The following is a 24,443-nucleotide window of genomic DNA, read 5'->3' on the forward strand; positions in this document are numbered from 1 at the left end:
CGTCACGAAATAAAAAACCGCCCCTGTGAACTGACCCCATAAAGTTGGACGGTTTATATCAGGCGGTTAACTGGCCTGGATTCGGTACTCTACCGGATTCAGGCTTTTTTGATAAAAAAATCAAAAATTAATGACATGTGAAGCATCACCTTCAAAAAAACGTATCACATTATCAAAAGCCGTTCTGAAATAGAGCGAATAGCTGGCCTTTTCAACGTATCCAAGATGTGGAGTGCAAAGAACATTTGGCATCTGTAAATAAGGATTGTGAGTGTTATACAAAGGTTCTTGTTCGTAAACATCCAGTGCAGCAAATCCAGGTCGTCCCTGTTTCAGAGCTTTATAAAGCGCGCCTTCACAAACCAATTCAGCACGACTGGTGTTCACGAATAAGGCATCTGTTTTCATCAGCGCGAGATCGGCTGAAGTAATATTCCCTTCTGTCGCAGCCACCAACCTCTGATGTACCGTTATGACATCGCTTGTTGCGAAAAACTGTTCACGGCTGGCAGGAACCACCCATCCGGCAGCGCGAGCCTCTTCTTGTGCTCGCAGACTTCCCCATACCTGCACCTGCATACCAAAAACGGCTGCAAATGAGGCGAGACGCTTACCTATTTTGCCATAGCCCAGAATACCTATAACCTGATTGTGGACGGCCGAACCTATCTCTGTTTGCCAGTGGCCCTCAGCCATCGCGTTCACCGACGAGACTAACTTCCTTCGGGATGCCATGATTAGCAACCAGGTTAATTCAGCAGGCGCAATCGGAGAGCCAATACCTTCAACAATGGCAACTCCCGCTCGGGTGCATGCATCAATGTCAACATTTCTCGCCAGCTTACCCGTCTGACTGATCAATTTAAGATGTGGGGTACGCCGTAGAAAAGCCTCATCAATGATGGTTCTTTCGCGGATCAGTATTAATGCTTCTGCACATGATAACTCCTGATCTGCCCGTAAATCTTTGCTGAGGTCTCCCAGCGCTGAGCAATGAAACTTGTCATTGTGCTGGAGGAAACCCAACTGCTGAGTGGCAAGCTGATAGTCATCTGGAATTACAATATGAATGGCCATTCAAAAACCTTCTTTTTCCTGAAGACTATTAGCTTACAGCAAGATCAGACTGCATCACACGACCGGTCCCAAAGGCTGGAAAGGTTGCTGATATTTAAAGTTTTAATGTTGAAATATCAGACTTCACGCAGGGCATGCTATATCCGCTTTTTAGCGCTATCGTCTTTCCCGAAACTCATCAGTTACCCCCGCAGCGTACCGATCACGATAGTGGCGCAGCGTGTTAGCCTGCGCCGCTGTTTAGCAATCAAACACCTTCCCGGTTGAGCTCAAATGCAGTGAACTCAACCGGACTATCCAATAACCATCAGCGCACGTCTGGCTAACGGCCATCCACTCAGAAGGTCTGCCAGTTATCGTTGTCCGCCAGGCGGGCAGGCTGAAGTTTTGGCACGGCAAGGGCTTTCGCCACCGGCGCAGCAGAGAACGCCACCTGCAGAGTGCCGGTTTTGAATACCGATACCGTTTTACGCAGGTAGCTCGCCTGCTCTTCCAGTGAGGCGGCAGCAGTCGCGGACTCCTCCACCAGCGCGGCGTTCTGCTGCGTCACACCATCCATTTCCGAGACCGCTTTGCAGACCTGCTCAATGCCACGGGTCTGTTCAGTCGAGGAGGCCGCGATCTCTTCGATCAGCTGCGTGACACGACTCACCGACGTCACGATGCTCTCCATCGCGACGCCCGCCTGAGAAGCATGACCGGCACCGGTTTTAATCCGCTCGGCTGAGCGGTCGATCAGTCCCCGGATCTCCTGCGCGGCGCTGGCGCTGCGCCCGGCCAGCGAGCGCACTTCACCCGCTACCACTGCAAATCCACGACCCTGCTCACCGGCACGCGCGGCTTCAACGGCGGCGTTCAGCGCCAGAATATTGGTCTGGAAGGCAATACTGTCGATAATGGCGATGATACCGGCAATCTGATTCGAGCTTTCGCTGATCTGATCCATGTTGGCGATGACCCGGGCGACAGTCTCACCGCCCTGCATGGCCGTGGCTGAAGCCTCTTTCGCTACCGTGGTCGCCTGCTGCGCATTGTCTGCATTGAGTTTCACCGTTGAGGTGAGCTGCTCCATACTGGCTGCGGTCTGTTCCAGCGCGGCAGCCTGCTGTTCGGTACGGGAAGAGAGATCGGTGCTGCCCGCAGAGATTTCCGCTGCACCGGTAAAGATAGAGCGGGTGGCGTCATCGACCGAGGTAATGGTCACCACCAGCGCATCACGCATCTGTTGCAGCTCCTGAATCAGCAGGCCCATCTCATTGCGGCCTTCATGCTGAATATCGGAGGTCAGATCGCCGCCTGAAATGGCGCGCATATGGCCGGTCAGCCTGCCCAGTGGGCCAATCAGCAATTTCTGCAGCCCAATCCAGACCGCGACCCCAATCACGCCGGTGATCAGGCCAATAGTCAGCAGCGCCCAGAGCGCATCCGTCAGGCTACGCTGGTTATGCTCCGAGGACGCTTTCATCAGCTGGATGTTCACTGCACGCCAGGCCTCATAGGCACTGTCGAGCTGGTCCTGCGCCGCCTGTGCTTCAAGGTTGCCGTAGCCCGCGTAGTTGCCCTGCTTCAGAAAGGTAATCGAGGCCAGCATGGTGTCACGCATCTGCTGGTAGGCGGTCTGCACCTGCGTCGCCTGGGCTTCACCCTGGCCCTCTTTGCGCGGCAGCGCCTGCCAGGCTTTGAAGTCCGCATCGGCAGCAGCAGCAGACTTTCCAGCCTGCTCCAGCAGCGCAGCCATAGCTGCCAGTGATTTTGGATCCTGCTGATTTTTCAGGAAACGGATTGCCACACGGTTGATAGTGACGCGGGTTTTGATCAGGGTTTTTACCGCGTCACTCAGGTGCTGCTGCTGCAGCGTAAGCTGCTCTGCCGCCACGAAGTTTTTGTCGGCTTTTGAGACGCCGTTGTAGAACAGGAATCCGGTCAGGGTCAGTAACGTCACAAAGACCACCAGAACAGCAGCGATACCGTGAGTGATTTTAATATTTTTAAGCATGTCCGCAGGCTCATATCAGAGGAGATAAAGCTGTTATCGGCCAGCGCGGCGTTTATCTGAGTGTTGCACCAGAGAAGGTAACAATCCGCAGGATGCCGGGTGCTGCCAGCGCACCGTTACGCAAAAAAAGCGGTGCGGCTCAGCCTGAACGCATTCGGCGCTTAACAACCGTCCCCGTGCTGTGGTTGAATTCGCCCCTTATCTTTTTTGCAAGTGGTTATCATGCATTACATTCAGAGTCTGATGAGTTTTATTGAGGGAAACAGGGTACTGTCGATCAGCTTCAGCCTGTTGCTGCTGATTATGGCCGGGATGGTCACTCACCTGATCTGCAAATTTTTCATCGTCAAAGTGATCAGGAAGGTCTTTTTCAGCAGCCACAAAAAGGGCGTGCCGCTGGATAAAGATGTCCGCCTCTCTCAGAAGCTGTCAAATTTTGTGCCGGTGATTGTGGTCTACAATTTCCTGCAGTTTATGCCGGGCCTGCCTGAAAATCTGAAAGTGGCGATTCAGACCATCTGCGGCATCCTGTTTTTTGTCTATCTGTCGATCTTCTTCAACGAAGTGCTGGAGATTGTTAACAACTCCTATTCGCGCAAATCAAAACGCAAGAATCACTCGATCAAAGGCTATATCCAGATCGGAAAAATTCTGGTGCATATTATCGCCGCGATCATGATTCTGGCGATTATGTCCAACAAGTCGCCGGCGATTATCATCTCCTCGCTGGGTGCGGTCGCCGCGGTGCTGATGCTGATCTTCCAGCATACGCTGCTGTCGCTGGTGGCGAATATTCAGCTCTCCTCTAACGATGTGCTGCAACTGGGCGACTGGATTGAGATGCCGGACAGAAATATCAGTGGTGAAGTGATCGATATTGCTCTGCATACCATCACCATCCGCAACTGGGACAACACCATTTCGCGCATCCCGACCAAGAACTTCCTGACCGAGACCTACACCAACTGGCAGGCGATGTTCTCCTCGGGCGCACGCCGCATCATGCGCAGCTTTTATCTTGACCAGAAGTCGATCACCTTTGTGAATCAGGAGATGCTGCAGGCGATGAGCCAGATCCGCCTCGCTGGCGAATCGATCACTGAGCTGCTGGATGGGCGTGATATCAATGCCGTGGGCGACCGCTGGTTTATGGAGAACGGCATCACCAATCTGATGGTGTTCCGTAAATACCTGACCGCCTGGCTGGCGCAGCGTGACGACATTCAGAAAGAGATGTATATCGTGGTGCGACCGCTGAAACCGTCGCCGGATGGATTGCCGGTGGAGATCTACTGCTTCACCTCCTCTATTTTCTGGGCCGATTACGAAAATACTCAGGCAGCGATTTTTGAGTATATCTACGCGATGGCCCGCCACTTTGAGCTGCAGATTTATCAGCATCCGGCAGGATCCGATTTTGCCCGTCTGGCTCAGCCGCGCCCCGACAGCCGGGACGCACAGCAGAGCGGCGGGCAGTAACCAGAATGCGCGGTGGCGATCTGCCGCCGCCGTAATTCACGTTTGTTCAGCGCATTAACTTTTACTCAGCGCATAATTCAGCACTTTGTCATTTTTCATCTGCACGGTCAGCGTCTGCCCTTCGGTGGTATTCAGGGTGCGCGCCTCGCTGTAGGTCCACTTCAGCAACCGCTGCCCGTCCGGGTAAGGTGTTTCACTGTCAGGCTGACCAAACAGCGCGATCAGCTGGGCTTTGGTGGTCTGACCGGCATGAATTTGCTGCAGATTACTGCTGTCCAGCCTGTGTCCGACCCGGTTAGAACAGGCGGAGACCAGCAACAACAACGCGGCTAACAGAACTCTTTTCCTCACGTAACATCCTTCTGAAGTGTTCAGCGCCGCAGGTCATCCGGAGCGACCTGCGCCATCGCGCATAAGCTTATAGCGAATCGGCGCCATCTGGCAGGCTTTTCTGCGCCTGGCTCCTGCTTTCGCCCCGCCGGATACAGATTCACAGCAATTAACGCAAATTAATGCCTCTCTACCCCCCGCCGCCCTGCGATTGCAACATCTTAGTCTATGATTACTCTCTGTATGCCGCGTGGAAGCGGTCTCACGGCCCGTTTTCCGCCACACCACGCTGAATACCAGTCCGGCTTTCTGACTGAAGAGACGCGCCAGCCCACCTGGCCTCCTGGTCTCGCTGATAGCTTTAAGATTTTTTGACGCTTGCGTCATCGACATCCTTTTCGTGCGGTGGCCACCATCGCGCATTTCCAGGCTAAATGAGGCAACTGAATGGAATCCAAATCTTTTTTTAAAAGTTGGGGCGCTGAACGGGTTGCCAGCGACGAGGTGCGTTTCCGCCTCTGGGCAACCGGTCAGCAACGCGTGACGCTGCGGCTCTCCGGTAAAGACATTGAGATGACGCCGCAGGCTGACGGCTGGTTTGAAACTCAGGTCGCTGGTGTGGCAGCCAATGCCGAATATGATTTTGTGCTGGCCGATGGTACAGCGGTGCCCGATCCCGCCGCCCGCGCTCAGAAAGCAGAGGTCAATGGCCCGTCGCTGGTGATCGATCCTGACGCTTATCAGTGGCAAAACACGAGCTGGAAGGGTCGTCCATGGCAGGAGTCGGTGGTCTATGAACTGCACATCGGCACCTTTACGCCTGAGGGCACCTTCCGGGCGGCGATTGAGAAGCTGCCAACGCTGGCTGAAACCGGCATTACCATGATTGAAGTGCTGCCGGTGTCGCAGTTCGGCGGTAATCGCGGCTGGGGCTACGATGGCGTGCTGCTCTATGCACCGCATGCCGCCTACGGTACACCCGATGATTTTAAAGCCTTTATTGACGCAGCACACGGCCACGGTCTGTCGGTAGTACTGGATATCGTGCTGAACCACTTCGGCCCGGAGGGCAACTATCTGCCGCTGCTCTCACCAGACTTCTTCCACAAAGAGCGCCAGACGCCGTGGGGCGCCGGTATCGCCTATGACGTTGATGCGGTGCGCCGCTATATCGTGGAAGCGCCGCTCTACTGGCTGCAGGAGTTTAATCTGGATGGCCTGCGCTTTGACGCCATCGATCAGATTGACGATCCCAGCGACAAGCATGTGCTGATTGACATTGCTGAGCACATCCGCGCCTCGATTACCGACCGCCCTATTCATCTCACCACCGAAGATTGCCGTAACGTCACCTTCCTGCATCCGCGTGACGAAAACGGGGACGCTCCGCTGTTTACTGGCGAATGGAACGATGACTTCCACAACGCCGTGCATGTGCTGGCAACCGGTGAAAGCCACGCCTATTACCAGGATTTCGCCGACCAGCCGGAACAGCGGGTAGCGCGGGCGCTGGCAGAAGGCTTTGTCTATCAGGGTGAAGTCTCGCCGCAGTCGGGCGAGCCACGCGGCGTGAAAAGCAGCAGCCAGCCGCCGGTCGCCTTTGTCGACTTCATCCAGAACCATGACCAGACGGGCAACCGTGCGCAGGGCGAAAGGCTCATCAGCCTGGCCGGCGCAGAGCGCACCCAGGTGCTGCTGGCGATGTTACTGGTCTCGCCTCATATTCCGCTGCTGTTTATGGGTGAAGAGTATGGCGAAACCCGGCCGTTCCTGTTCTTCACCGATTTCCACGGCGATCTGGCTAAAGCGGTGCGTGAAGGTCGCGCCAGAGAGTTTGAAGGCCATGCCGGTCACGGCGAAACCGTGCCGGATCCTAACGATGTCACCACCTTTGAACAGTCGAAGCTTAACTGGCAGCGAACAGACACGCCGGAAGGTCAGCAGTGGCTGGCGCTGACGCGTCAGCTGCTGGCCCTGCGTCAGCAACATATCGTGCCGCTGCTGCAGACCGCCGGTGGCGATGCAGGTCAGGTGGTGAAAACGGCGGAAGGTTTCCTCGCGGTGCGCTGGGACTTCCCGCAGGGCACGCTGTCACTGGCGCTGAACGTCGGCAACAGCACACAGCCGATCCCCGATCTGCCAGGCGAAACGCTGTTTGCCTGGCCGCAGGCCGCCAGCGAACTGATTCCCAACGCTATCGTGGTTCGCCTGGCTAAGAGAGAAGCAGAATGAATATTCCAACCGCAACGTACCGCATTCAGTTCCGCAACGGCATGACGTTTGACCGTGCGGCGGCGCTGGTGCCCTACCTGAAACAGCTGGGTATCAGCCATCTTTACGCGTCACCGATCTTCAGCGCTACTGCTGAATCGACCCACGGCTATGACGTGACCGACGTTAACCAGATCGAGCCGTCGATTGGCGGCCGTGAAGGATTTGATCGCATGGCTGCTGCGCTGAAAGCGGCCGGGCTGGGGCTGATCCTCGACATCGTGCCCAACCATATGGCCGCCTCGCTGGAGAACCCGTGGTGGCGCGACGTCATTGAGCATGGCGAACAGAGCCGCTATGCGCATTACTTCGATATCGACTGGTCACGCCGCCTGACGCTGCCGTTCCTCGGTGACACCTTTGAGGCGGTGCTGGCCAACGGCGAGATCAGCGTGAAGCGCGATCCGCAGACCGGCAAACCGGCGCTGGCCTACTTCGACAATTTCTATCCGCTGGCACCTGATACCTGGCAGGATCGGGAAGAAGCGGTGCTCGCCTTGCGCGACGCGGCAGAGATTGCTGAACTGCATGACCAGCAGCCGTGGCGGCTGATGTCGTGGCGCGATGCGCCCAACGATCTCTCCTACCGTCGCTTCTTTGAAGTGACCGGTCTGGCAGGCGTGCGCGTGGAAGACAAAACGGTCTTTGATGCCGCACATCAGCTGATCCTGGAACTGGTTCACAGCGGTGCGGTGCAGGGCTTACGCGTCGACCACGTGGATGGCCTGGCCGATCCGCACGGCTATCTGGAACAGTTACGCCAGGCTGCCGGTCCCGACTGCTATCTCACCGTGGAGAAAATCCTGGGTGACAATGAACAGCTGCCTGATGCATGGCCGGTTTCCGGCACCACCGGATATGAATTTATGGCCGCGCTCGCCAATCTGCTGGTCGACAGCGATCAACTGAGCGGACTGCGCAAAGCGTATCAGGCCGTCATCGGTAAAACCGTTGATATGAAAGCGGAGCTGCGCGCCGCCAAACTGCTGATGGCAAACCGCAATTTTGCCGGTGAATTTAACCGGTTACTGCAGCTGGCACTGAAGATTGCCGACGCAGAAGGCACGCCACAGCCGGAAGCGGAACTAAAGAATGCGCTGCGTGAACTGCTGGTGGCGTTCCCGGTCTATCGCACCTATGGTACGCCGCAGGGCCTGACCCCAGCCGACACCGCGCTGTTGCAACAGGTGGTCAGCGAGGTGAAAGCCAGTGCCCATGCGCCCGACAGCCAGGCGCTTGATTTCCTGACCCATATTCTGCGCGCAGAGGTTGCCGACTCCGCTCGCGACGATGCCACGCAATTCCGCACCCGCTTCCAGCAGCTGACCGGACCGCTGATGGCGAAATCGGTGGAAGATACCCTCTTCTTCCGTCAGCACATGGCGCTGGCGCTGAATGAAGTGGGCGCTGAACCGCTGGCGCGCCACTTCTCGCTGGATCAGTTTCACGCTGAAATGCAGGCGCGGCGCGAACATCAGCCCGATGCGCTGTCGGGCACCTCCACACACGACACCAAGCGCGGTGAAGATGCGCGTGCGCGACTCTATACCCTTACCGAAGCGCCGCAACGCTGGGCGGATTGCGTCAACCGCTGGCGGGAGATGAACCACGATCAGGTCGTACGCCTGAAAGATGGTCCGGCACCCGAACCGGCCGTGGAGTGGATGCTGTATGAAGCGCTGGCGGGCGTCTGGCCAACCACCCTGCAGCCGCAGGATGCGGAAGGTCTGGCGGCGCTGGAAGCCCGCTTTGTGGTCTATGTGGAAAAAGCGCTGCGTGAAGCCAAGCTGCGTACCGACTGGGCCGACAACAACGACGCCTATGAGGAGGCAGTGCTGGACTATGCCCGTCACCTGCTTGCGCCCGCCAGCAGCACCTTCCTCAATGATTTCTGCCAGTCGCTGCAACCCTTTATGCGTGCCGGTCTGGTCAACAGTCTGACCCAGACTGTGGTGAAGCTTACGGCGCCTGGCGTACCCGATATTTATCAGGGCAGCGAGGCGCTGGACTTCAGCCTGGTCGATCCCGATAACCGCCGCGAACCCGATTTCGACGCGCTGGCGGCGATGCTTAACGCGCCACAGCACGACGGCAGCGAGGCGCACTGGCTGCGCGGTCAGGTCAATCAGCAGGCGATTGTGAAGCTGCTGACGCTGCGTCAGCAGCAGCCTGCCCTGTTCCGCCACGGTGACTATCTGGCACTGTCGGCAGAGGGCGAGCAGCAGAATAATGTGCTGGCCTTTGCCCGCACCGGACAGGATCAGGCGGTGATAGTGGTTGTGTCACGCCGGGTCTTTAACCAGTTGCCGGCGAATCTCGACCAGCCGCCCGCTGCGCGCTGGGCTGACACGGTCATTGCGCTGCCCACCGCACTGGGCCAGCGCCGCTACCAGGATGTGCTGACCGGTAAAACGGTGGCTGCGGGCGACCAGTTGCCGCTTACCGGGCTGGCATCGCAGTGGTGTGCCGTGCTGGTGGCACAGTGAATTCCGGAAAGAACTTTTTTTATTACGCGTCAATCTGTTCATTGAATAACGAGGCATAAATGTCAAACAGTCAGCGTTTTGAAATTACGGCGGGATACAGCCATTTACTGGGGGCCAACTTTGATGGTCAGGGCGTGAACTTCGCCCTGTTCAGCGCCCACGCCGAGCGGGTTGAACTCTGTCTGTACGATCCCAGCGGTAAAACGGAAATTGCCCGTCTGGAGCTGCCGGAATATACCCATGAAGTATGGCACGGCTATATTCCGGGCCTGCAGCCCGGCGCGCTCTATGGCTATCGCGTTTATGGCCCTTATGACCCGGAAAATGGTCATCGCTTTAACCCGAACAAGCTGCTGCTCGATCCCTACGCCCGTGAACTGGCGGGAGACATCGCGTGGAACGAGGCGCACTTCGCTTACGATCTCTATCATGACGATAAAGATCTGACCTTCGACAGCCGCGACAGCGCGCCGTTTACGCCAAAGTGCCGGGTGATCGATCCCAACGAATTCGACTGGCAGGATAAAAACCGCCCGAATGTGCCGTGGCCGAAAACCGTCATCTATGAAACCCACGTTAAGGGCTTCACGCAGCTCAACACCGCCCTGCCACCTGAAATGCGTGGCACCTTTGACGGCATGAGCCACAAATCGACTGTGGACTACATCAAAAGCCTGGGCATTACCTCGGTCGAACTGCTGCCGGTACACTGGTTCCCGGATGACCAGCACCTGCTGGATAAAGGGCTGAAAAACTTCTGGGGATATAACACGCTGAACTTCTTTGCCCCCGCCACCCGCTACTTCGGGCCGCGCGGCATTCAGGGCTTCCGTGACATGGTGCGAGCCTTCCATGATGCCGGTATTGAGGTGATCCTCGACGTGGTTTACAACCACACCGCCGAGGGGAATGAGCTGGGGCCAACGCTGTCGTTTAAAGGCATCGATAACTTCTCCTATTACCGTACGTTGCCAGACCAGCATCGCTATTACATCAACGACACCGGTACCGGTAACACCGTCAACACCTCGCATCCGCGTGTGCTGCAGATGGTGCTCGATTCGCTGCGTTACTGGTCAGAATCAATGCATATCGACGGCTTCCGTTTCGATCTGGGTACCATTCTCGGTCGCGAGCCTGATGGTTTTGACCCGCGCGGCGGCTTCTTCGATGCCATCATGCAGGACCCGGTCCTGTCGCAGAAAAAGCTGATTGGTGAACCCTGGGATATCGGTCCGGGCGGCTATCAGGTGGGCAGCTTCCCGCCAGGCTGGGCAGAATGGAACGATCAGTATCGCGATACGGTGCGTGACTACTGGAAAGGCAACAACGTCTCCACAGACTTTGCCGCCCGCCTGCTGGGTTCCGGCGATCTCTACGATCAGCACGGTCGTCGTCCATGGGCCAGCGTCAACTTTATCACCGCGCACGATGGCTTCACCCTCAACGATCTGGTGTCGTACAACGACAAACATAACGCGGAGAATGGCGAAGACAACAACGACGGTCACAACGACAACCGCTCTTACAACTACGGAGTTGAAGGCCCGACCGATGATGAAGGCATCAACGCGGTGCGCGAGCGTCAGAAGCGCAACTTCCTCGCCACGCTGATCTTCTCACACGGTACGCCAATGCTGCTGGCGGGCGACGAGTTTGGCCGCAGCCAGATGGGCAACAACAATGGCTACTGCCAGGACAGCGAAATCTCCTGGGTACACTGGGATAACCTGCCGGAATCTGCCGAGGCGCTGCGCGAGTTCACCCGCCAGATCCTGACGTTACGTGCTCAGCAGCCGTTACTGCGCCGTGAAAACTGGCGTGATGGCATGGATATCAAATGGTTTAACGCCGGTGGCGGCTTCCAGCAGGCTGAGCAGTGGGACGAAGGCTCAACGCTGGGGGTTTATATCGGCCGACCGGACCTCCAGACCGAGGAAGGCATCTGGCACGACGTCCTGATGCTGTTCAATCCGTTTGAAGGCAATGTACCGTTCCAGATCCCGCAGTTTGGTGAAGGCGGCTGGGTGCTGGAACTGACCACCAGCGACACCGCGAAGCGCGGTCTGGTGATCACCAAGGAGAAGGATTTCGAACTGGAAGGACGCAGCTTCGCCCTGTTCAGACGTCCATAGCCGCTGACCCGATTAAAAAGCAGTCATCTGGCGCAGCGCATTTCGCGCTGCGCTTGTGTTTCTGGCGATCGCTGCCAGGCTTAACCGGTTGTTAACAGTGAGAATTGATGCTGAAAAGGAGGCATAATGTCCAGATTTACGCAGAAAGTTGTGGTTGTGACAGGTGCCGGATCCGGCATTGGCGAAGCCAGCGCAAAACGCTTCGCTGAAGAGGGTGCATCAGTGGTGCTGGTGGGCCGTACCGCGCAGAAACTGGAAGAGACGCTGGCCGACATGACGCCAGGCGATCACCTGGTGGCTGCCTGCGACGTCTCAGAAGCCGCACAGGTTAAACAGCTGTCAGAAACCGTGCTGAAGAAGTATGGCCGTGTTGACGTACTGGTAAATAACGCCGGCGTCATCGTGCAGGGCCGCATCCATGAAGTCGACCTCGACGCATGGAAAACCCTGATGAAAACTAACCTTGATGGGGTTTTCCACGGCGTACACTATTTCATGCCTGCCCTGTTAAAGAGCAAAGGCAACGTGGTTAACATCTCTTCCGTTTCCGGTTTAGGCGGCGACTGGGGCATGAGCATCTACAACGCGGCTAAAGGGGCGATTACCAACTTCACCCGTGCGCTGGCGATGGACTACGGCGCAGATGGCGTACGAGTCAATGCAATCTGTCCCGGCTTTACCTTTACCGATCTGACCGAAGATGCCAAACAGGATCAGGCGCTGCTGGAGCGCTTTTACGACCGTATTCCACTGCGCCGGGCCGGTGAAGCGGATGATATCGCCCGTGCCATTCTCTTTATTGCCAGCGATGAAGCCAGTTATATTACCGGCGTTAATCTGCCGGTTGATGGCGGAATTACCGCTTCAAATGGCCAGCCTAAACAGGCTTAAATAAAGAACAGGGCAGCGTCTTTACGCTGCCTTTTTTTATTCTAACCGGCCCGCAGCATTAATTCCCTTTATTATCCTTCTGCCACAGCAGAACAATAACTGCCTGCATACAAATTAATGTTTTGGCGTATGGCGGGTTGGCGTTGCCGCGCGTGCCGGTTTAATTGCCGTGCTGCTGGTCGGGCAAATAAAAGTGCTCAGGCAGGCATTACAGAGTATGGCATTAGCGTGATGGACTTTCGCCACGGCCAGCGCCTGCTGGCGGGTATAAAGCGAACCAATAAAAACGCGTTTATCGTTCTTTGACAGATTAACGCAACCTTCTTTGTGTAAAATCCATCCACCCATGGGACGCGGGCACAGATAATAGTAGCTGGCTTTGAGCATGGTAGTCATCCTGATAGTTGCTGTATGTATCTTAAAAAACGAACCAAAATTCGTAAGAGGTTTTTTTTGTAATCTGAAGCTTTATTAAACTAACTGAGAATTATCCCTAAAACCACTTTATTGCGTGAGTCTGGCTGACTTTGAGAATATGCCCTTTTTCATTGCTTATGTCGCTTCAGGCATTCCACGCGCTGTAACGCCCTCACCCTCACTGTCGCCCCGCTTACATTTATACTGCTAATGCATCATTAAAAAAGCAAAAATCAAAACAACACCTTAAAAACAATACCTTATAAAATCAACCTGCGCGCCAGGGATGACGCGCTACTCAGATATGATTAGAGCAGAAGCTGAAAAATATCATCCCCGCAGGGGTATTTATGAGTATTGATAAACTGAACCTGAATAAGAGTGAAAGTGGTGCACAGCGTGCCTTTAAGCGGAACGCCAGCTCCCCTGGCATCAGGGATTTATCAATACCAGCGGGCGTAATTAACAGCGACCGGCTTGAAAAAGTAAAACGATCGGTTTACTTTTAAAGCATGAAAAAGAGAAACGATATCATCCAGGCCGCCGAGCGGCTCTTCTACACCCACGGTTTCCACGCCACCAGCACCGACAATATCTGTCGCGAAGCGGGCGTCTCTACCCGCACGCTTTATCATCACTTCGCCTCACGCGAAGCGCTGACCGCAGCGGTACTCGACGCGCGCGAGCAGCGCTTTATGGCCGATCTGCTGCCACCGCAACAGCCTGATGCGATAGCGCATCTGTTCAGGGTGCTGGGCGAGTGGACGGCAGCGAACGGTGCCCGTGGCTGCTTCTTTCTTAAAGCCTGGGGAGAGTATGCCGAGCGGGACAGCGAACTGGCCGCTCAGGCGCTGGCCTTCCGGACCACGATGCGGGCTTATATCACCCTTTGTGTGACGCATCTGCGCGGTGCTGAAAATAAGTCGCTGAGTGATGCTATCTGGATACTCTTTGAGGGTGCCATTACCACGGCGCTGATTACCGGTCCCGCCGCTGCTCAACAGGCGGCGCAGGTCGTCAGTCAGTTACTTCAGAACAGGGCGACAGGATGAGATCGCCCATCGCGCTGGCGCTGACCGGCTTCAGCCTGATCGCCGTGACCTATGGCATGGCGCGCTTCTCATGGGGATTGATGCTGCCCGCTATCTCAGCGGAGATCCCCTTCAGCCCTCAGCAGGCGGGTATGCTGTCAGCCTGCAGCTTTGTGGCATATTGCCTCACTATTCTTACCGCAGCCGCGCTGGCAGATCGCTATGGCACCCGGCTGACGGCGCTGCTGGCCTCACTCAGTGCGACGGCGGGTCTGCTGCTGCTCGCCTGTGCCTCATCAACGCTGCTGCTGGCGGCCGGACTCTTTATTGCCGGATTGAGTGCCGGTCTGGCTTCACCTGCTCTGGCGGCGGCGGTCAGCGATCGAATTCCTGCTGCAGGTCAGCCGCGCATCAATACCCTGATCAATGCCGGCACCAGCGCGGGCATTATCCTGACGGTGGTCATCCTGAGCGTTCTGCCCGGCGGCTGGCGTGCCACCTGTCTGCTGTTCGCTCTGCTGTCGCTGGCCTGTGTGCTGCCGGTGATGCGCGTGTTATCGGGTCACGCCGCCAGTCGTCCCACCAGAGTGCGTCACTGGCACCAGCGGCTGTATCGCCGCTCCATGCATCGGCTGATGAGTATTGCGCTGATTTCGGGTCTGGTCAGTGCAGCCTGGTGGAGCTTTGGGTCAGCGCTGCTGCGACAGCATGTCGGTGTGGATGAAGAGACCGCCCGCTTACTCTGGCTGATTGCCGGAGGCGCAGGCATCGTGGGTGCGGCAACCGGCCCGGTCGCTGCCCGTATCGGGCTGAAGGGTGTATACCGGCTCTCACTGTGCGGGATGGCAGTGCCACTGCTGGTGCTGGCCTGGAGTCGGGGCGAATCCACCGGCTTAGCGATCGCGGTTGCCTGCTGTGGCGCAGGTTACGTCACGCTATCGGGCGTGCTGCTGGTGTGGGGCGCACGCGCCACTGCTGAAGATCCGGCGACCGGCGTCGGCATCCTGTTCTTTATGCTGGCGGTGGGCCAGGTAGCGGGATCGCTGCTGTTTGGTCAGCTCTACGCCTCTTTGGGAGCCAGTACGGCATTAACGCTGTTTGCGTTCAGCGCCCTGCTGCTGCTGCTGTTTATTGCACCCGCGCAGAACAGCAGCGAGTCGGGTAAATAAGCAGGCGTAAACGAATGGGTTGGCAGAAAACAGGGAAGTTAGAAATAGCGTCGATGCTATTTACCAGACAGCGCCAATATTATCGCCCGGTTAATGAGAAACTATTACACAGGTGTTATGGCTGAAGCGATAAACTCATCGCGGCGTCCGTTCAGATCGCGCGGATATTTTTAATGCGTGGATTTATTTTCTGCTGAAGCAAATCTTCTTCGGGCCCCAGATAATAAGGCACAGCACACTGCTTACCATCTTTGGTAAAAATAATCTGGTTATCATGCAGGAATAACGCAGTAAAATGGCCCAGTACCACACCATTTAATTCAAAGCAGTGATTTCTTGCTGCACGCAGCCCCTGCTTACTATTCAGAAAATCAACAAATCGCATCACGCTGCGCCTCCAGTTAATAAATCAACCCCATCAGAACCGCGAAGATAATAGCCTTAACGCCGGCCCGGATCATCCGGCTGACGCTGTTTTCAGAATAGGCTTAATTACCATTCAGTAGTGGCACTAAACCGACGTGATTTTTTATCTGCTTCCTGCCAGGAATAATCCTGGCGAACGACGCACTCATAAAATTTCATGAGCGCGTAATATTTATATTGCGCCCTCACATCGCCCGCTATACCGTTGTTTTTCCACCAGGTGCAGACTTTCGGGGCAAAACCGCATAATGGAAATTTTTGAGGCAGATGAACGCCACATCATGGCGATTCAGCAGATCTACGCCTGGCATGTCCTTAACGGCACCGGCTCATTTGAGACAGTGCCGCCCGACGCGGCAGAGATTGGCGAGCGGATGCGGAAGATTCAGCAGGCGGGCCTGCCGTGGTTTATCGCTGTCAGCGACGGAGAAGTACGTGGGTTCTGCTATCTGACGCCTTATCGCCCGCGCCATGCCTACCGGCATACGCTGGAGGACTCAATTTATATCGATCCCGGATTTCAGAAGCGCGGAGCCGGTTCGCGCCTGTTAAACCATGTAATCCGCTGGGCTGAGCAGGCAGGGTTCCGCCAGTTGATCGCCAACGTCGGCGACAGCGAGAACCAGGGCTCGATTGCCGTACATCGCGCCGCAGGCTTTGAGATGACAGGCATCCTGCGCTCGGTGGGTTTCAAACAGGGTCGCTGGCTGGATACCGTTTTTATGCAGCGCTCTCTGGGAACGGGCGATACCACGCTGCCGGTTGATTAAAACAGAGTCAGAGTGAGAAAGACGTACTGGCCCTCGTTTTCCCCGGAAGAAGCTTCTGGTAAGGTGCCATAACAAAAAATAAAAAATTCCGGAAACCTTTATGTTGTCGACAATCATCTATCGCAGCCACATTACTGAACATGTGCCGCTTGAGATCCTGAATGGTTTGGCGCGGAAAGCGAATAAAATCAATAAATCCTCCAGCGTCACCGGAATTTTATTATTCAATGGCACGCATTTTTTCCAGCTGCTGGAAGGCCCCGAGGCGGCGGTCAATGCAGTTTACAGCCGGATTTGCCAGGATCCACGCCACCATAATCTGGTCGAACTGCTGCGCGATTACGCCCCGGCACGCCGTTTTGGCCACGTCGGTATGGAGCTGTTCGATCTGCGGCTGCATGATAAAGAGACGGTACTGGAGGCGGTACTGGCAAAGTGCACCACAAAGTATCAGCTGACCTATGCCGATCGCGCACTGCAGTTCCTGCGCACCTTTGTCGAAGCGCGGGAAAAAGAGAACTATTTTGAGATCCCGGCCGCCAGCGGCTGGACGTTTATCTGTGACGAGTCAGAACAGCGTGAAGGCAACGCATCGCTGGTGGCTGCGGATGAGGTCAGCTTTGCTTTTCAGCCGATCGTTGACCCCTTCGCCTGCGAAATCGTCTCGCTGGAAGCGCTGCTGCGCGGCCCGCAGGGAGAATCGCCGCTCGACTATTTTGCCCGACTGTCACGTGAGCAGCTCTATCAGCTCGATCTGAGGTCGAAAAAGATCGCCTTCGCCCAGGCGAAGCAGCTGGGGATTGAGGGCATGACTCTGTCGATCAATCTGCTGCCGATGACGCTGGTGGAAGTGCCCGACGCCGTCCCGTTTTTGCTGGATGAGATTGCTGCGCAGGGACTGGTGCCAGAGCAGATCATGGTTGAATTCACCGAGAATGAAATTATCTCGCAGCCTGAGGCCTTTGAAGCCGCCATCAGGCAGCTGAAGGCGGCCGGCATCAGCCTGGCGCTGGATGATTTCGGTGCCGGTTTTGCCGGCCTGTCGCTGCTGACGCGTATTCAGCCTGACAAGATTAAAATCGACCGAACCATCATCGCTGATGTGCATAAAAGTGGGCCGAAGCAGGCGATCATTCATGCCATTCTGAAATGCTGCTCCTCGCTGGAGATCGGTGTTATCGCCGAGGGTATTGAACAGCCGGAAGAGTGGATGTGGCTTGAAGCGGCAGGCGTGACCCAGTTTCAGGGCTTTCTGTTCTCAAAACCTGTACTCAATGGCGTTGCGGCCGTAGCCTGGCCGGAGCTGATCTGACCGCCTCTGCTATTTGGATGAATTTGCGATTTCCTGCCTTGCTGGATCACCCGGCGGCTGCTAAATAATTAACAGCCTCGGGGGATCATCTTTCTGTCATCTTCCCGCGGCAGAGTCAGTCATTACCCAGTCAGTGATTAAATGTTTAGCAGTCAGATGTTCAGTGTTTAGGCCAGCGCTACGCGCCATGCGTGCGACGTGACTCCAGGGACAGCATTTGAGGAACTGAATGAAGCAAATCATCCGCGGTGATAAAGAACCCTCCCATATTCTCGCAGCGACTCGTGCGCTTGAAGCGCACTACTCCCGCTACGGAGAAGGTAATAAGTACCATCCCGTTATCTATTCCATCGCCTACCGCAGCCGGTTTTATCAGGTTGAGGTGATTACCCGACGTGAAACCATGGTTGCCTCGGTGATTACTGGCGTTCGCAACCTGACGCATCTCTCCGGCGCCGCCTGACGGCCACCTGTAATCCTGCGGGGGCAGATTGCCCCCGACTCCCCGCTTAGCGTCGGTAGAGTGAATTCGCCGGAAAGATTGCGCCAATCACGCTTTTTTCCCGTGCGCCCGTCACCGCAGGCAGATTGCCCGGCAGGCCGGAGAGCGTGCGGAAAGCCAGCCAGGCAAACGCCAGCGCCTCCATATCGTCACCACTGACACCCGCCGCATCGGTAGTCGTTACTTCCGTTCCCGGAAGATGCGCTGCCAGTCGTGCCATCAGCAGCGGATTGCGGCTGCCGCCGCCACACACCAGCAGACGGTCGCAGCCATCATTGAGTAACACCTGCTGCGTGATGGTGATGGCGGTCAGCTCGACCAGCGTAGCCTGCACGTCCTGCGCAGCCAGACCCGGGAAATAGCGCAGATGCTGCTCCAGCCAGCTGAGGTTGAAATGTTCGCGCCCGGTGCTTTTCGGCGGCGGCAACGCAAACCAGGGCTCACGTAGCAGCGCCTCCAGCAGTGCCGGAATCACCGACCCGCTGCGCGCCCACTGCGCATCTTTGTCATACGGCTGAGCCTGATTACGCCAGATCCAGGCGTCCAGCAGCATATTGCCGGGGCCGGTATCGAAGCCGCGCACCGGCTGACCTGGGATCAGCAGCGAGAGATTGGCGATGCCGCCAATATTCAGCACCATGCGGCGTTCCGTAGCATCCATCAGCAGCGCCTGATGAAAGGCAGGCACCAGCGGCGCGCCCTGCCCGCCCAGCGCCATATCACGGCGGCGGAAATCCCCTACCACGGTGATGCCGGTGGCCGCCACGATCTGATTATGATCGCCAATCTGCAGCGTATTGGGTGCGTCACTCTGCGGCTCATGCCAGACGGTCTGACCATGACAGCCAATCGCCGTGATATCGCTGGCTTCAAGCGATTCGCGCTTCATTAATGTCACTACCGCTTCAGCAAACAGCTGGCCGAGGCGGGTATCAAGCTGGCCGAGCTGCGACAGCGTCAGGGACTGTCCCTGACATATCGCCAGAATCGCCTGACGCAGTTCTGGTGGCATCGGATGGCAGTAGCTGGCCTGCTGCGCCACCATATTTTCATCAATGGCAGCCAGCACCACATCCACTCCATCCAGGCTGGTGCCTGACATTACCCCAATATAGCGTCCTGATTTCATAGCCATTCCTTACTTCCGGCCGGAAGTGCAATTCATCTGCGGTTAGCCTGACAAATAATGATCGCTAATTCTATGATTAAATTCTTTTTATCCAATCGTGCTGACTGATAACGTAATGGGACTATTTTTAGTCCACGATTGAATTATTGTTGATCCTGCATAGTCTATGCTTCGTCCAGCCGTGTTTTATTCGGACAGGGATTAATTTGCCAGGTTTGTGTCTTATACTGTGAGCAGGATACAGCGTTAAACGTGGCACCTTCTCGACTAAAGGAGTTTCAAATGATTAAGCGTGTAATTGTGGTCGCTCTGGCCGGTGTGATGCTGGCAGGTTGTAGCAATACCAGTACGCTGTCGGGTGATACCTACAGTGCCAGTGAAGCTAAGCAGGTGCAGAGCGTTTCGTACGGTACCTTAGTCTCAGTACGTCCGGTGAAAATCCAGGGCGGCGATGAGAGCAATGTCATCGGTGCTATCGGTGGTGCGGTGCTGGGTGGCTTCCTGGGTAACACCATTGGCGGCGGCAGCGGACGTAGCCTGGCGACAGCCGGTGGTGCGGTTCTGGGTGGCGTAGCAGGCCAGGGCGTACAGGGCGCAGTCAATAAAACCGATGGCGTTGAGCTGGAAATCCGTAAGGATGATGGCAACACCATCATGGTGGTTCAGAAACAGGCCGCCACGCGTTACTCTGTTGGCCAGCGTGTTGTGATGGCATCCAACGGCAGCCAGGTGACGGTTTCACCTCGCTAATGAAGCTAAACAAAAAACCGACGCCTGGGCGTCGGTTTTTTTATTTCTCTTTATGCTGAAGTTCGAGAATGTTTTTTTCAAGCCGGGCGATCAGCGTCACCATCTGACTGATCTCTTCCCGACTGATGCCGGACAAAATGTCATCCCGCGTCTCATCAATCACACTCTCAACCTGTTCGATTATCGGCTCGGCCTGCTGCGTCAGCTTAATGCGCTTGGCACGACGATCGTTGGCGCAGGTCGAACGGGTGATTAATCCTTTCTCTTCCAGCTGATCCAGCGTGCGCACCAGCGAAGGCTGTTCAATACCAATCGCCTTGGCTAACTGAATCTGGGACTGTTCGGGCGGCAGTTGATGAATATTGTGCAACGTCACCCAGTGAGTCTGAGTCAGCTCAAGCGGCTTCAGCCGCTGATCAATCAACGCGCGCCAGATGCGCACCAGGCGAGATAAATCCGTTCCGAGGGGCGTATCCATTTCATCTCCTTATAATTAGCTTGCTAGCTATCAAGCCAGATTTTACACTATTCTGCGAGTTTACAGGACAAATTACAAATCCCGGACCAGGCCACGATAACGTGGCAGCGCTTTCAGTCTGACGTTTGGGTTAACGAAGGATGTTATCACGTGCTCACTCCTGCTTTTTCAGGTGCGAATCCGCTGACCGATCTGGTGGTGGGCGCCTCACTGTTTTTCCCGCCGATATTCAAAGCGGTGATCGTCGGCTTCTTTTTCTGGCTGCTGATCCACCCTCTGGTGCGTGGCTGGATCTACTCCGGCGATGTCTGGCATCCCACCCTGTTTGATCTCTCCCTGTTTGTGCTGTGCGTTACCGCCGCACTCTGGCTCATCGGTCACGGATAATCGATATGAAATTTAACGCGGTAAAATACTTCTCCACGCTGATCGTGTTTGCCCTGGCGCTGCTGGCCGCTGGCTGGCTCTGGAACTACTACATGCAGTCGCCCTGGACCCGTGACGGGAAAGTACGGGCAGAGCTGGTGGATATCACGCCTCAGGTGTCGGGACGAATTACGCAACTGAAGGTCAAAGACAATCAGTTTGTGCATCAGGGCCAGCAGCTGTTAACGCTGGACCCGGTGCCGTGGCAGATCGCGCTCGACAATGCCGCCGCCCAGCTCAGCAAAGCGCAGGCGGATCTCGCGAAAGCGCAGCATGAATTTAACCGTCGCAGCAGCCTGCCGCGCAACATCATCTCTGCAGAGGACCTTGATGCCGCGCGATTAAGCGCCGGCGCGGCGGCCGCCAGCACCAAAGCGGCACAGGCGGAGTGGGAACGGGCGCGCTGGAATCTGCAGCAGACGACGCTGACCGCACCGGCGGATGGCTGGATCACCAATCTGACGCTGCGTCCCGGCAACTATGCCACCGCGGGTTCGCCTCTGTTTGCCCTGGTCGACAGCCACTCTTACTACGTAATGGGCTACTTCGAAGAGACCAAACTGCGCCATATTCACCCAGGCGCAGCGGCCCAGGTGGTGCTCTACAGCAATGGCATGCGGCTGCAGGGTCAGGTGGATAGCATTGGCCGCGCCATCTATGACCAAAGCATTGAGACCGACAGCGGCCTGGTGCCCGATATCAAACCCAACGTGCCCTGGGTGCGGCTGGCGCAGCGGGTGCCGGTGCGTATTCGTCTCGACCCGCTCCCTGCCGATGCAGACCTGGTGGCGGGAACCAGCTGCACCATCACCATCCAGCCATGAATTTTCAGTGGCTGGCCTGGGATCAACTTCCCTGGATTAAGGCGAACGCCGGCCAGTGGCGTTATGCGTTGCGTAACGCTATTGCGATGTGCCTGGCGCTGAGCATCGCCTACGGACTGGATCTGGATGAGCCCTACTGGGCAATGACCTCTGCCGCCGTGATTAGCTTTCCCACTGTCGGCGGCGCGATCAGTAAAAGTCTGGGGCGAATTGTTGGCAGTCTGATGGGGGCCAGCGCCGCGCTGCTGATCGCCGGACATACGCTTAATGAGCCGTGGCTGTTTACCTTTGCCATTGCCGGCTGGCTGGCGCTCTGTACCGGCATAGCGAATCACTACCAGAATAACGTTGCCTACGCCTTTTCGCTGGCGGGCTACACCGCCGCCATCATCGCCTTTAGCAGCGTTAACATCACCGATATCACCTCGCTATGGACCATCGCTCAGGCACGGGTCTGCGAGGTGATCTCCGGCATTCTCTGCGCCGGATTGATGATGATGGTACTGCCGAGTACCTCCGATGGTGAGACGCTGATTACCTCACTGAAACAGATGCATGCCCGGTTGCTGGAACATGCGGTGTTACTGCTGCAGCCCTCAGCCAGCGAGACCATCCGGACCGCGCATGAAAATGTCATCAGCCAGATTCTGACCATGAATCTGCTGCGGATTCAGGCGTTCTGGAGCCACTACCGCTTTCGCCGACAGAACAACGTGCTGAACTATGTGCTGCACCAGCAGCTGCGACTCACCAGCGTGCTCTCCAGCCTGCGACGCATGCTGCTGAACTGGCCCGACGCGCCTGAGGCGCTGTTTGAGGCGCTGCAACAACTGATGGCGGAGCTGGCGAAACCGGCGTGTGATAAATATCGTCTGGCACAAATCCTGCGCAGCGTGACCCCGGCAGCGGATGGCGACTACCGGCAGCGCGCTTTTTGTCAGCGGCTGCGCTACTTCTGCTGGATGTACCTCAACGTGCAGCGCTGGATCCGCCTGCTGGATCGCGCCGATGCCGACACCCGCTTTCAGCCACCGCCGGTTCCGGCGCTGGCGCGCGACAGTGACAGCGCCGAGGCGGGCTGGAGCGCCCTGCGTACCTTCAGCGTTATCGTGCTGGGCTGCGCCTTCTGGATCAATACGCAATGGTCTTCAGGTGCAGCCGCGCTCACCTTAACCGCCATAGCCTGTGTGCTCTACGCTTCTTCACCTTCACCTGGCGGCAGCGTCACGCTGCTGCTGAAGACCCTGCTGTGGCTGTTTGCGTTTAGTTTTGTGATGAAGTTTGGGCTGATGGTGCAGATCAGTCAGCTGTGGCAGTTTTTGCTGTTTCTGTTCCCGCTGCTGGTGACGCTGCAACTCTTTAAGCTGCAACAGAAACAGCGCGCCGGGATGTGGGGACAGTTCATCGTCTTTATGGGCTCGTTTATCGCGGTGACTAACCCGCCCACATGGGATTATCAGGACTTCTTTAACGATAACATCGCCAAAGTCTGCGGGGTGCTGCTCGCCTGGCTGGCGTTCCAGATTCTGCGACCCAGCTCCGATGCGCGGCGCAGCCGACGGCATATCCGGGCGCTGCGGCTGGCGTTTCTCGATCAGCTGCGGCAGCGGCCCCGGCTCAGTGAGAGCCGCTTCGAATCGCAGATTTACCACCGTATCAGCCAGCTCAGTCACAGCCGGGATGAGCAGGCTCGCGTCTGGCTACTGCGCTGGGGCGTGGTGCTGCTCAACTGCTCGCATATCGTCTGGCAGCTGCGTGAATGGCGCGCCGGTTCAGCCGCACTGATGGGGTTTCGCGATCACTGCCTGCAAGACTTACAGCAGATTATCAGCAGCCGCGGCGTGCGCCACAGCTCGCTGGATCGGATGCTGACGGAACTGGAGGAGACCATCACCGCGTTACTGGCACTGGAAAGCAATGAGGCCAGCGAACTGGCGGGGATTATCTGGCGGTTACGCTGTTCACTGGCACAGCTGAAGCAGGCGGTGCCGGAGTGATCACTGGCAATATTGCTGCTGTTGCCGGTTAAAATCATCCTGCAGCTGTTGCAGCGTTTTATGGCCTTCGAAGCGGGTTTTATCCATTTCGGTCATCGGTTCAATCACCAGCACTTTCTCATCGGGTGAGAAGATAAACCGGCGTGTCAGTTCGGTACCGGTAAAACTCTGACCATGAATGCCACCGCACACCATAGTCATGGTGCGGCGATAAATAGTGCTATCCGTGAAATTGGTTTCGGTGGCGCTGCGAAAGACCTGATCGCAACCCTGCGCTTCCAGCTTACGCACCATGTTGCGGCTCAGCCATTCACGACCCTTCGCGATCTTTTCACAGGTGATACGCATTGGGTTGGTATCGATGGTGCGCTGCAGTTCGCGTCCGGTTTCGGTGACCAGTTGCGTATCATTGGGTTTATCGCATCCCACCAGCAGCAGACACAGCAGTAATGCGCCCTTGAATTTCATTTTCCTGCTCCTTTCCCCATCACGCTTTCTTACCTGAATCAATATCATAGGGGGGAAATGTCAGGGATGGTACAACAAT

The 24,443-nt window shown here is 56.3% G+C and carries 23 protein-coding genes; 15 read left to right on the forward strand and 8 right to left on the reverse strand.

Annotation, left to right across the window (positions count from 1 at the left end; translation table 11 throughout):
• Positions 1 to 120: 120 nt before the first annotated feature.
• Both NR195_RS04040 and NR195_RS04045 read right to left on the reverse strand, forming a co-directional pair.
• A complete protein-coding gene (locus NR195_RS04040; protein ID WP_045140397.1) occupies positions 121 to 1,077 on the reverse strand; it encodes a D-2-hydroxyacid dehydrogenase family protein in 957 nt (318 codons plus the stop codon).
• Between the two features lie 337 nt (positions 1,078 to 1,414).
• Complete coding sequence (locus tag NR195_RS04045) at positions 1,415 to 3,073, reverse strand: methyl-accepting chemotaxis protein (protein WP_256844150.1); 1,659 nt, start codon at positions 3,071 to 3,073, stop codon at positions 1,415 to 1,417.
• A 222-nt stretch (positions 3,074 to 3,295) separates the two neighbouring features.
• Between NR195_RS04045 and NR195_RS04050 the strand changes: the two genes are divergently transcribed.
• Positions 3,296 to 4,552, forward strand: a complete 1,257-nt coding sequence (locus NR195_RS04050; protein ID WP_010245507.1) for a mechanosensitive ion channel family protein — start codon at positions 3,296 to 3,298, stop codon at positions 4,550 to 4,552.
• 54 nt (positions 4,553 to 4,606) lie between these two features.
• Here NR195_RS04050 and NR195_RS04055 read toward each other — a convergent pair whose 3' ends face one another.
• On the reverse strand, positions 4,607 to 4,903 hold the full coding sequence (locus NR195_RS04055) for a hypothetical protein (RefSeq protein WP_033767119.1): 297 nt from the start codon (positions 4,901 to 4,903) through the stop codon (positions 4,607 to 4,609).
• Between the two features lie 426 nt (positions 4,904 to 5,329).
• Between NR195_RS04055 and treZ the strand changes: the two genes are divergently transcribed.
• The 4 genes from treZ (at position 5,330) to NR195_RS04075 (ending at position 12,665) form a co-directional block, all read left to right on the forward strand.
• Positions 5,330 to 7,114 carry a malto-oligosyltrehalose trehalohydrolase gene (gene treZ / locus NR195_RS04060; protein ID WP_050680535.1) on the forward strand — a complete coding sequence of 595 codons (1,785 nt, stop codon included), beginning with the start codon at positions 5,330 to 5,332 and terminating at the stop codon, positions 7,112 to 7,114.
• Entirely contained in the window at positions 7,111 to 9,639 is a 2,529-nt protein-coding gene (gene treY, locus NR195_RS04065; protein WP_256844151.1) for a malto-oligosyltrehalose synthase, read from the forward strand. Before treZ ends, treY begins: the two co-directional genes overlap by 4 nt.
• A 59-nt stretch (positions 9,640 to 9,698) precedes the next feature.
• Positions 9,699 to 11,774 (forward strand): glycogen debranching protein GlgX, encoded by a 2,076-nt coding sequence (gene glgX / locus NR195_RS04070; protein ID WP_010245519.1) that lies wholly within the window; start codon positions 9,699 to 9,701, stop codon positions 11,772 to 11,774.
• A gap of 126 nt (positions 11,775 to 11,900) precedes the next feature.
• Positions 11,901 to 12,665 carry an SDR family NAD(P)-dependent oxidoreductase gene (locus NR195_RS04075; protein ID WP_256844152.1) on the forward strand — a complete coding sequence of 255 codons (765 nt, stop codon included), beginning with the start codon at positions 11,901 to 11,903 and terminating at the stop codon, positions 12,663 to 12,665.
• A 114-nt stretch (positions 12,666 to 12,779) separates the two neighbouring features.
• Here the strand turns inward: NR195_RS04075 and NR195_RS04080 are convergent, their stop codons facing one another.
• On the reverse strand, positions 12,780 to 13,052 hold the full coding sequence (locus tag NR195_RS04080) for a hypothetical protein (RefSeq protein ID WP_010245525.1): 273 nt from the start codon (positions 13,050 to 13,052) through the stop codon (positions 12,780 to 12,782).
• Positions 13,053 to 13,432: 380 nt separating this feature from the next.
• On the opposite strand from NR195_RS04080, the gene NR195_RS04085 reads away from it, so the two are divergent.
• Genes NR195_RS04085 through NR195_RS04095 form a run of 3 tightly spaced genes read left to right on the forward strand, consistent with a single transcriptional unit; the run spans position 13,433 to position 15,282 of the window.
• Positions 13,433 to 13,591, forward strand: coding sequence for a hypothetical protein (locus NR195_RS04085; RefSeq protein ID WP_022625733.1), 159 nt, complete (start codon positions 13,433 to 13,435; stop codon positions 13,589 to 13,591).
• Between the two features lie 3 nt (positions 13,592 to 13,594).
• A complete protein-coding gene (locus NR195_RS04090; RefSeq protein WP_187491399.1) occupies positions 13,595 to 14,134 on the forward strand; it encodes a TetR/AcrR family transcriptional regulator in 540 nt (179 codons plus the stop codon).
• Positions 14,131 to 15,282: an MFS transporter gene (locus NR195_RS04095; RefSeq protein ID WP_256844153.1), complete on the forward strand. Its 1,152-nt coding sequence runs from the start codon at positions 14,131 to 14,133 to the stop codon at positions 15,280 to 15,282. The genes NR195_RS04090 and NR195_RS04095 overlap by 4 nt, the downstream gene beginning before the upstream one ends.
• A 151-nt stretch (positions 15,283 to 15,433) precedes the next feature.
• Here the strand turns inward: NR195_RS04095 and NR195_RS04100 are convergent, their stop codons facing one another.
• Positions 15,434 to 15,667 (reverse strand): hypothetical protein, encoded by a 234-nt coding sequence (locus NR195_RS04100; RefSeq protein ID WP_010670048.1) that lies wholly within the window; start codon positions 15,665 to 15,667, stop codon positions 15,434 to 15,436.
• A gap of 289 nt (positions 15,668 to 15,956) precedes the next feature.
• On the opposite strand from NR195_RS04100, the gene NR195_RS04105 reads away from it, so the two are divergent.
• The 3 genes from NR195_RS04105 (at position 15,957) to NR195_RS04115 (ending at position 18,253) form a co-directional block, all read left to right on the forward strand.
• The gene (locus NR195_RS04105; RefSeq protein ID WP_228312169.1) at positions 15,957 to 16,478 is read left to right on the forward strand and encodes a GNAT family N-acetyltransferase; all 522 of its coding nucleotides are present in this window, start codon (positions 15,957 to 15,959) and stop codon (positions 16,476 to 16,478) included.
• A gap of 100 nt (positions 16,479 to 16,578) precedes the next feature.
• Entirely contained in the window at positions 16,579 to 17,790 is a 1,212-nt protein-coding gene (locus NR195_RS04110) for a diguanylate phosphodiesterase (protein ID WP_033757504.1), read from the forward strand.
• A gap of 229 nt (positions 17,791 to 18,019) precedes the next feature.
• Positions 18,020 to 18,253: a DUF4060 family protein gene (locus NR195_RS04115; RefSeq protein WP_010245542.1), complete on the forward strand. Its 234-nt coding sequence runs from the start codon at positions 18,020 to 18,022 to the stop codon at positions 18,251 to 18,253.
• Positions 18,254 to 18,299: 46 nt separating this feature from the next.
• On the opposite strand, the gene anmK is transcribed toward NR195_RS04115, so the two are convergent.
• Positions 18,300 to 19,421, reverse strand: coding sequence for an anhydro-N-acetylmuramic acid kinase (gene anmK, locus NR195_RS04120; protein ID WP_256844276.1), 1,122 nt, complete (start codon positions 19,419 to 19,421; stop codon positions 18,300 to 18,302).
• A gap of 282 nt (positions 19,422 to 19,703) precedes the next feature.
• Between anmK and slyB the strand changes: the two genes are divergently transcribed.
• Positions 19,704 to 20,171 (forward strand): outer membrane lipoprotein SlyB, encoded by a 468-nt coding sequence (gene slyB, locus NR195_RS04125; protein ID WP_010245548.1) that lies wholly within the window; start codon positions 19,704 to 19,706, stop codon positions 20,169 to 20,171.
• A 40-nt stretch (positions 20,172 to 20,211) separates the two neighbouring features.
• On the opposite strand, the gene slyA is transcribed toward slyB, so the two are convergent.
• Positions 20,212 to 20,649, reverse strand: a complete 438-nt coding sequence (gene slyA / locus NR195_RS04130; RefSeq protein ID WP_010245551.1) for a transcriptional regulator SlyA — start codon at positions 20,647 to 20,649, stop codon at positions 20,212 to 20,214.
• A gap of 150 nt (positions 20,650 to 20,799) precedes the next feature.
• Here slyA and NR195_RS04135 point away from each other — a divergent pair, with 150 nt between their 5' ends.
• The 3 genes from NR195_RS04135 to NR195_RS04145 are packed head-to-tail and all read left to right on the forward strand — an operon-like array spanning position 20,800 to position 23,896.
• Positions 20,800 to 21,036, forward strand: a complete 237-nt coding sequence (locus tag NR195_RS04135) for a DUF1656 domain-containing protein (protein ID WP_256844154.1) — start codon at positions 20,800 to 20,802, stop codon at positions 21,034 to 21,036.
• A 5-nt stretch (positions 21,037 to 21,041) separates the two neighbouring features.
• The gene (locus NR195_RS04140) at positions 21,042 to 21,899 is read left to right on the forward strand and encodes an HlyD family secretion protein (RefSeq protein ID WP_033771647.1); all 858 of its coding nucleotides are present in this window, start codon (positions 21,042 to 21,044) and stop codon (positions 21,897 to 21,899) included.
• Positions 21,896 to 23,896, forward strand: coding sequence for an FUSC family protein (locus NR195_RS04145; protein ID WP_187493423.1), 2,001 nt, complete (start codon positions 21,896 to 21,898; stop codon positions 23,894 to 23,896). Before NR195_RS04140 ends, NR195_RS04145 begins: the two co-directional genes overlap by 4 nt.
• Here NR195_RS04145 and NR195_RS04150 read toward each other — a convergent pair whose 3' ends face one another.
• Positions 23,897 to 24,364 (reverse strand): hypothetical protein, encoded by a 468-nt coding sequence (locus NR195_RS04150; protein ID WP_010245563.1) that lies wholly within the window; start codon positions 24,362 to 24,364, stop codon positions 23,897 to 23,899.
• Between the last annotated feature and the right edge of the window lie 79 nt (positions 24,365 to 24,443).

This window comes from Pantoea sp. Ft-CA_14 (assembly GCF_024520875.1).
Classification (GTDB): domain Bacteria; phylum Pseudomonadota; class Gammaproteobacteria; order Enterobacterales; family Enterobacteriaceae; genus Pantoea; species Pantoea agglomerans.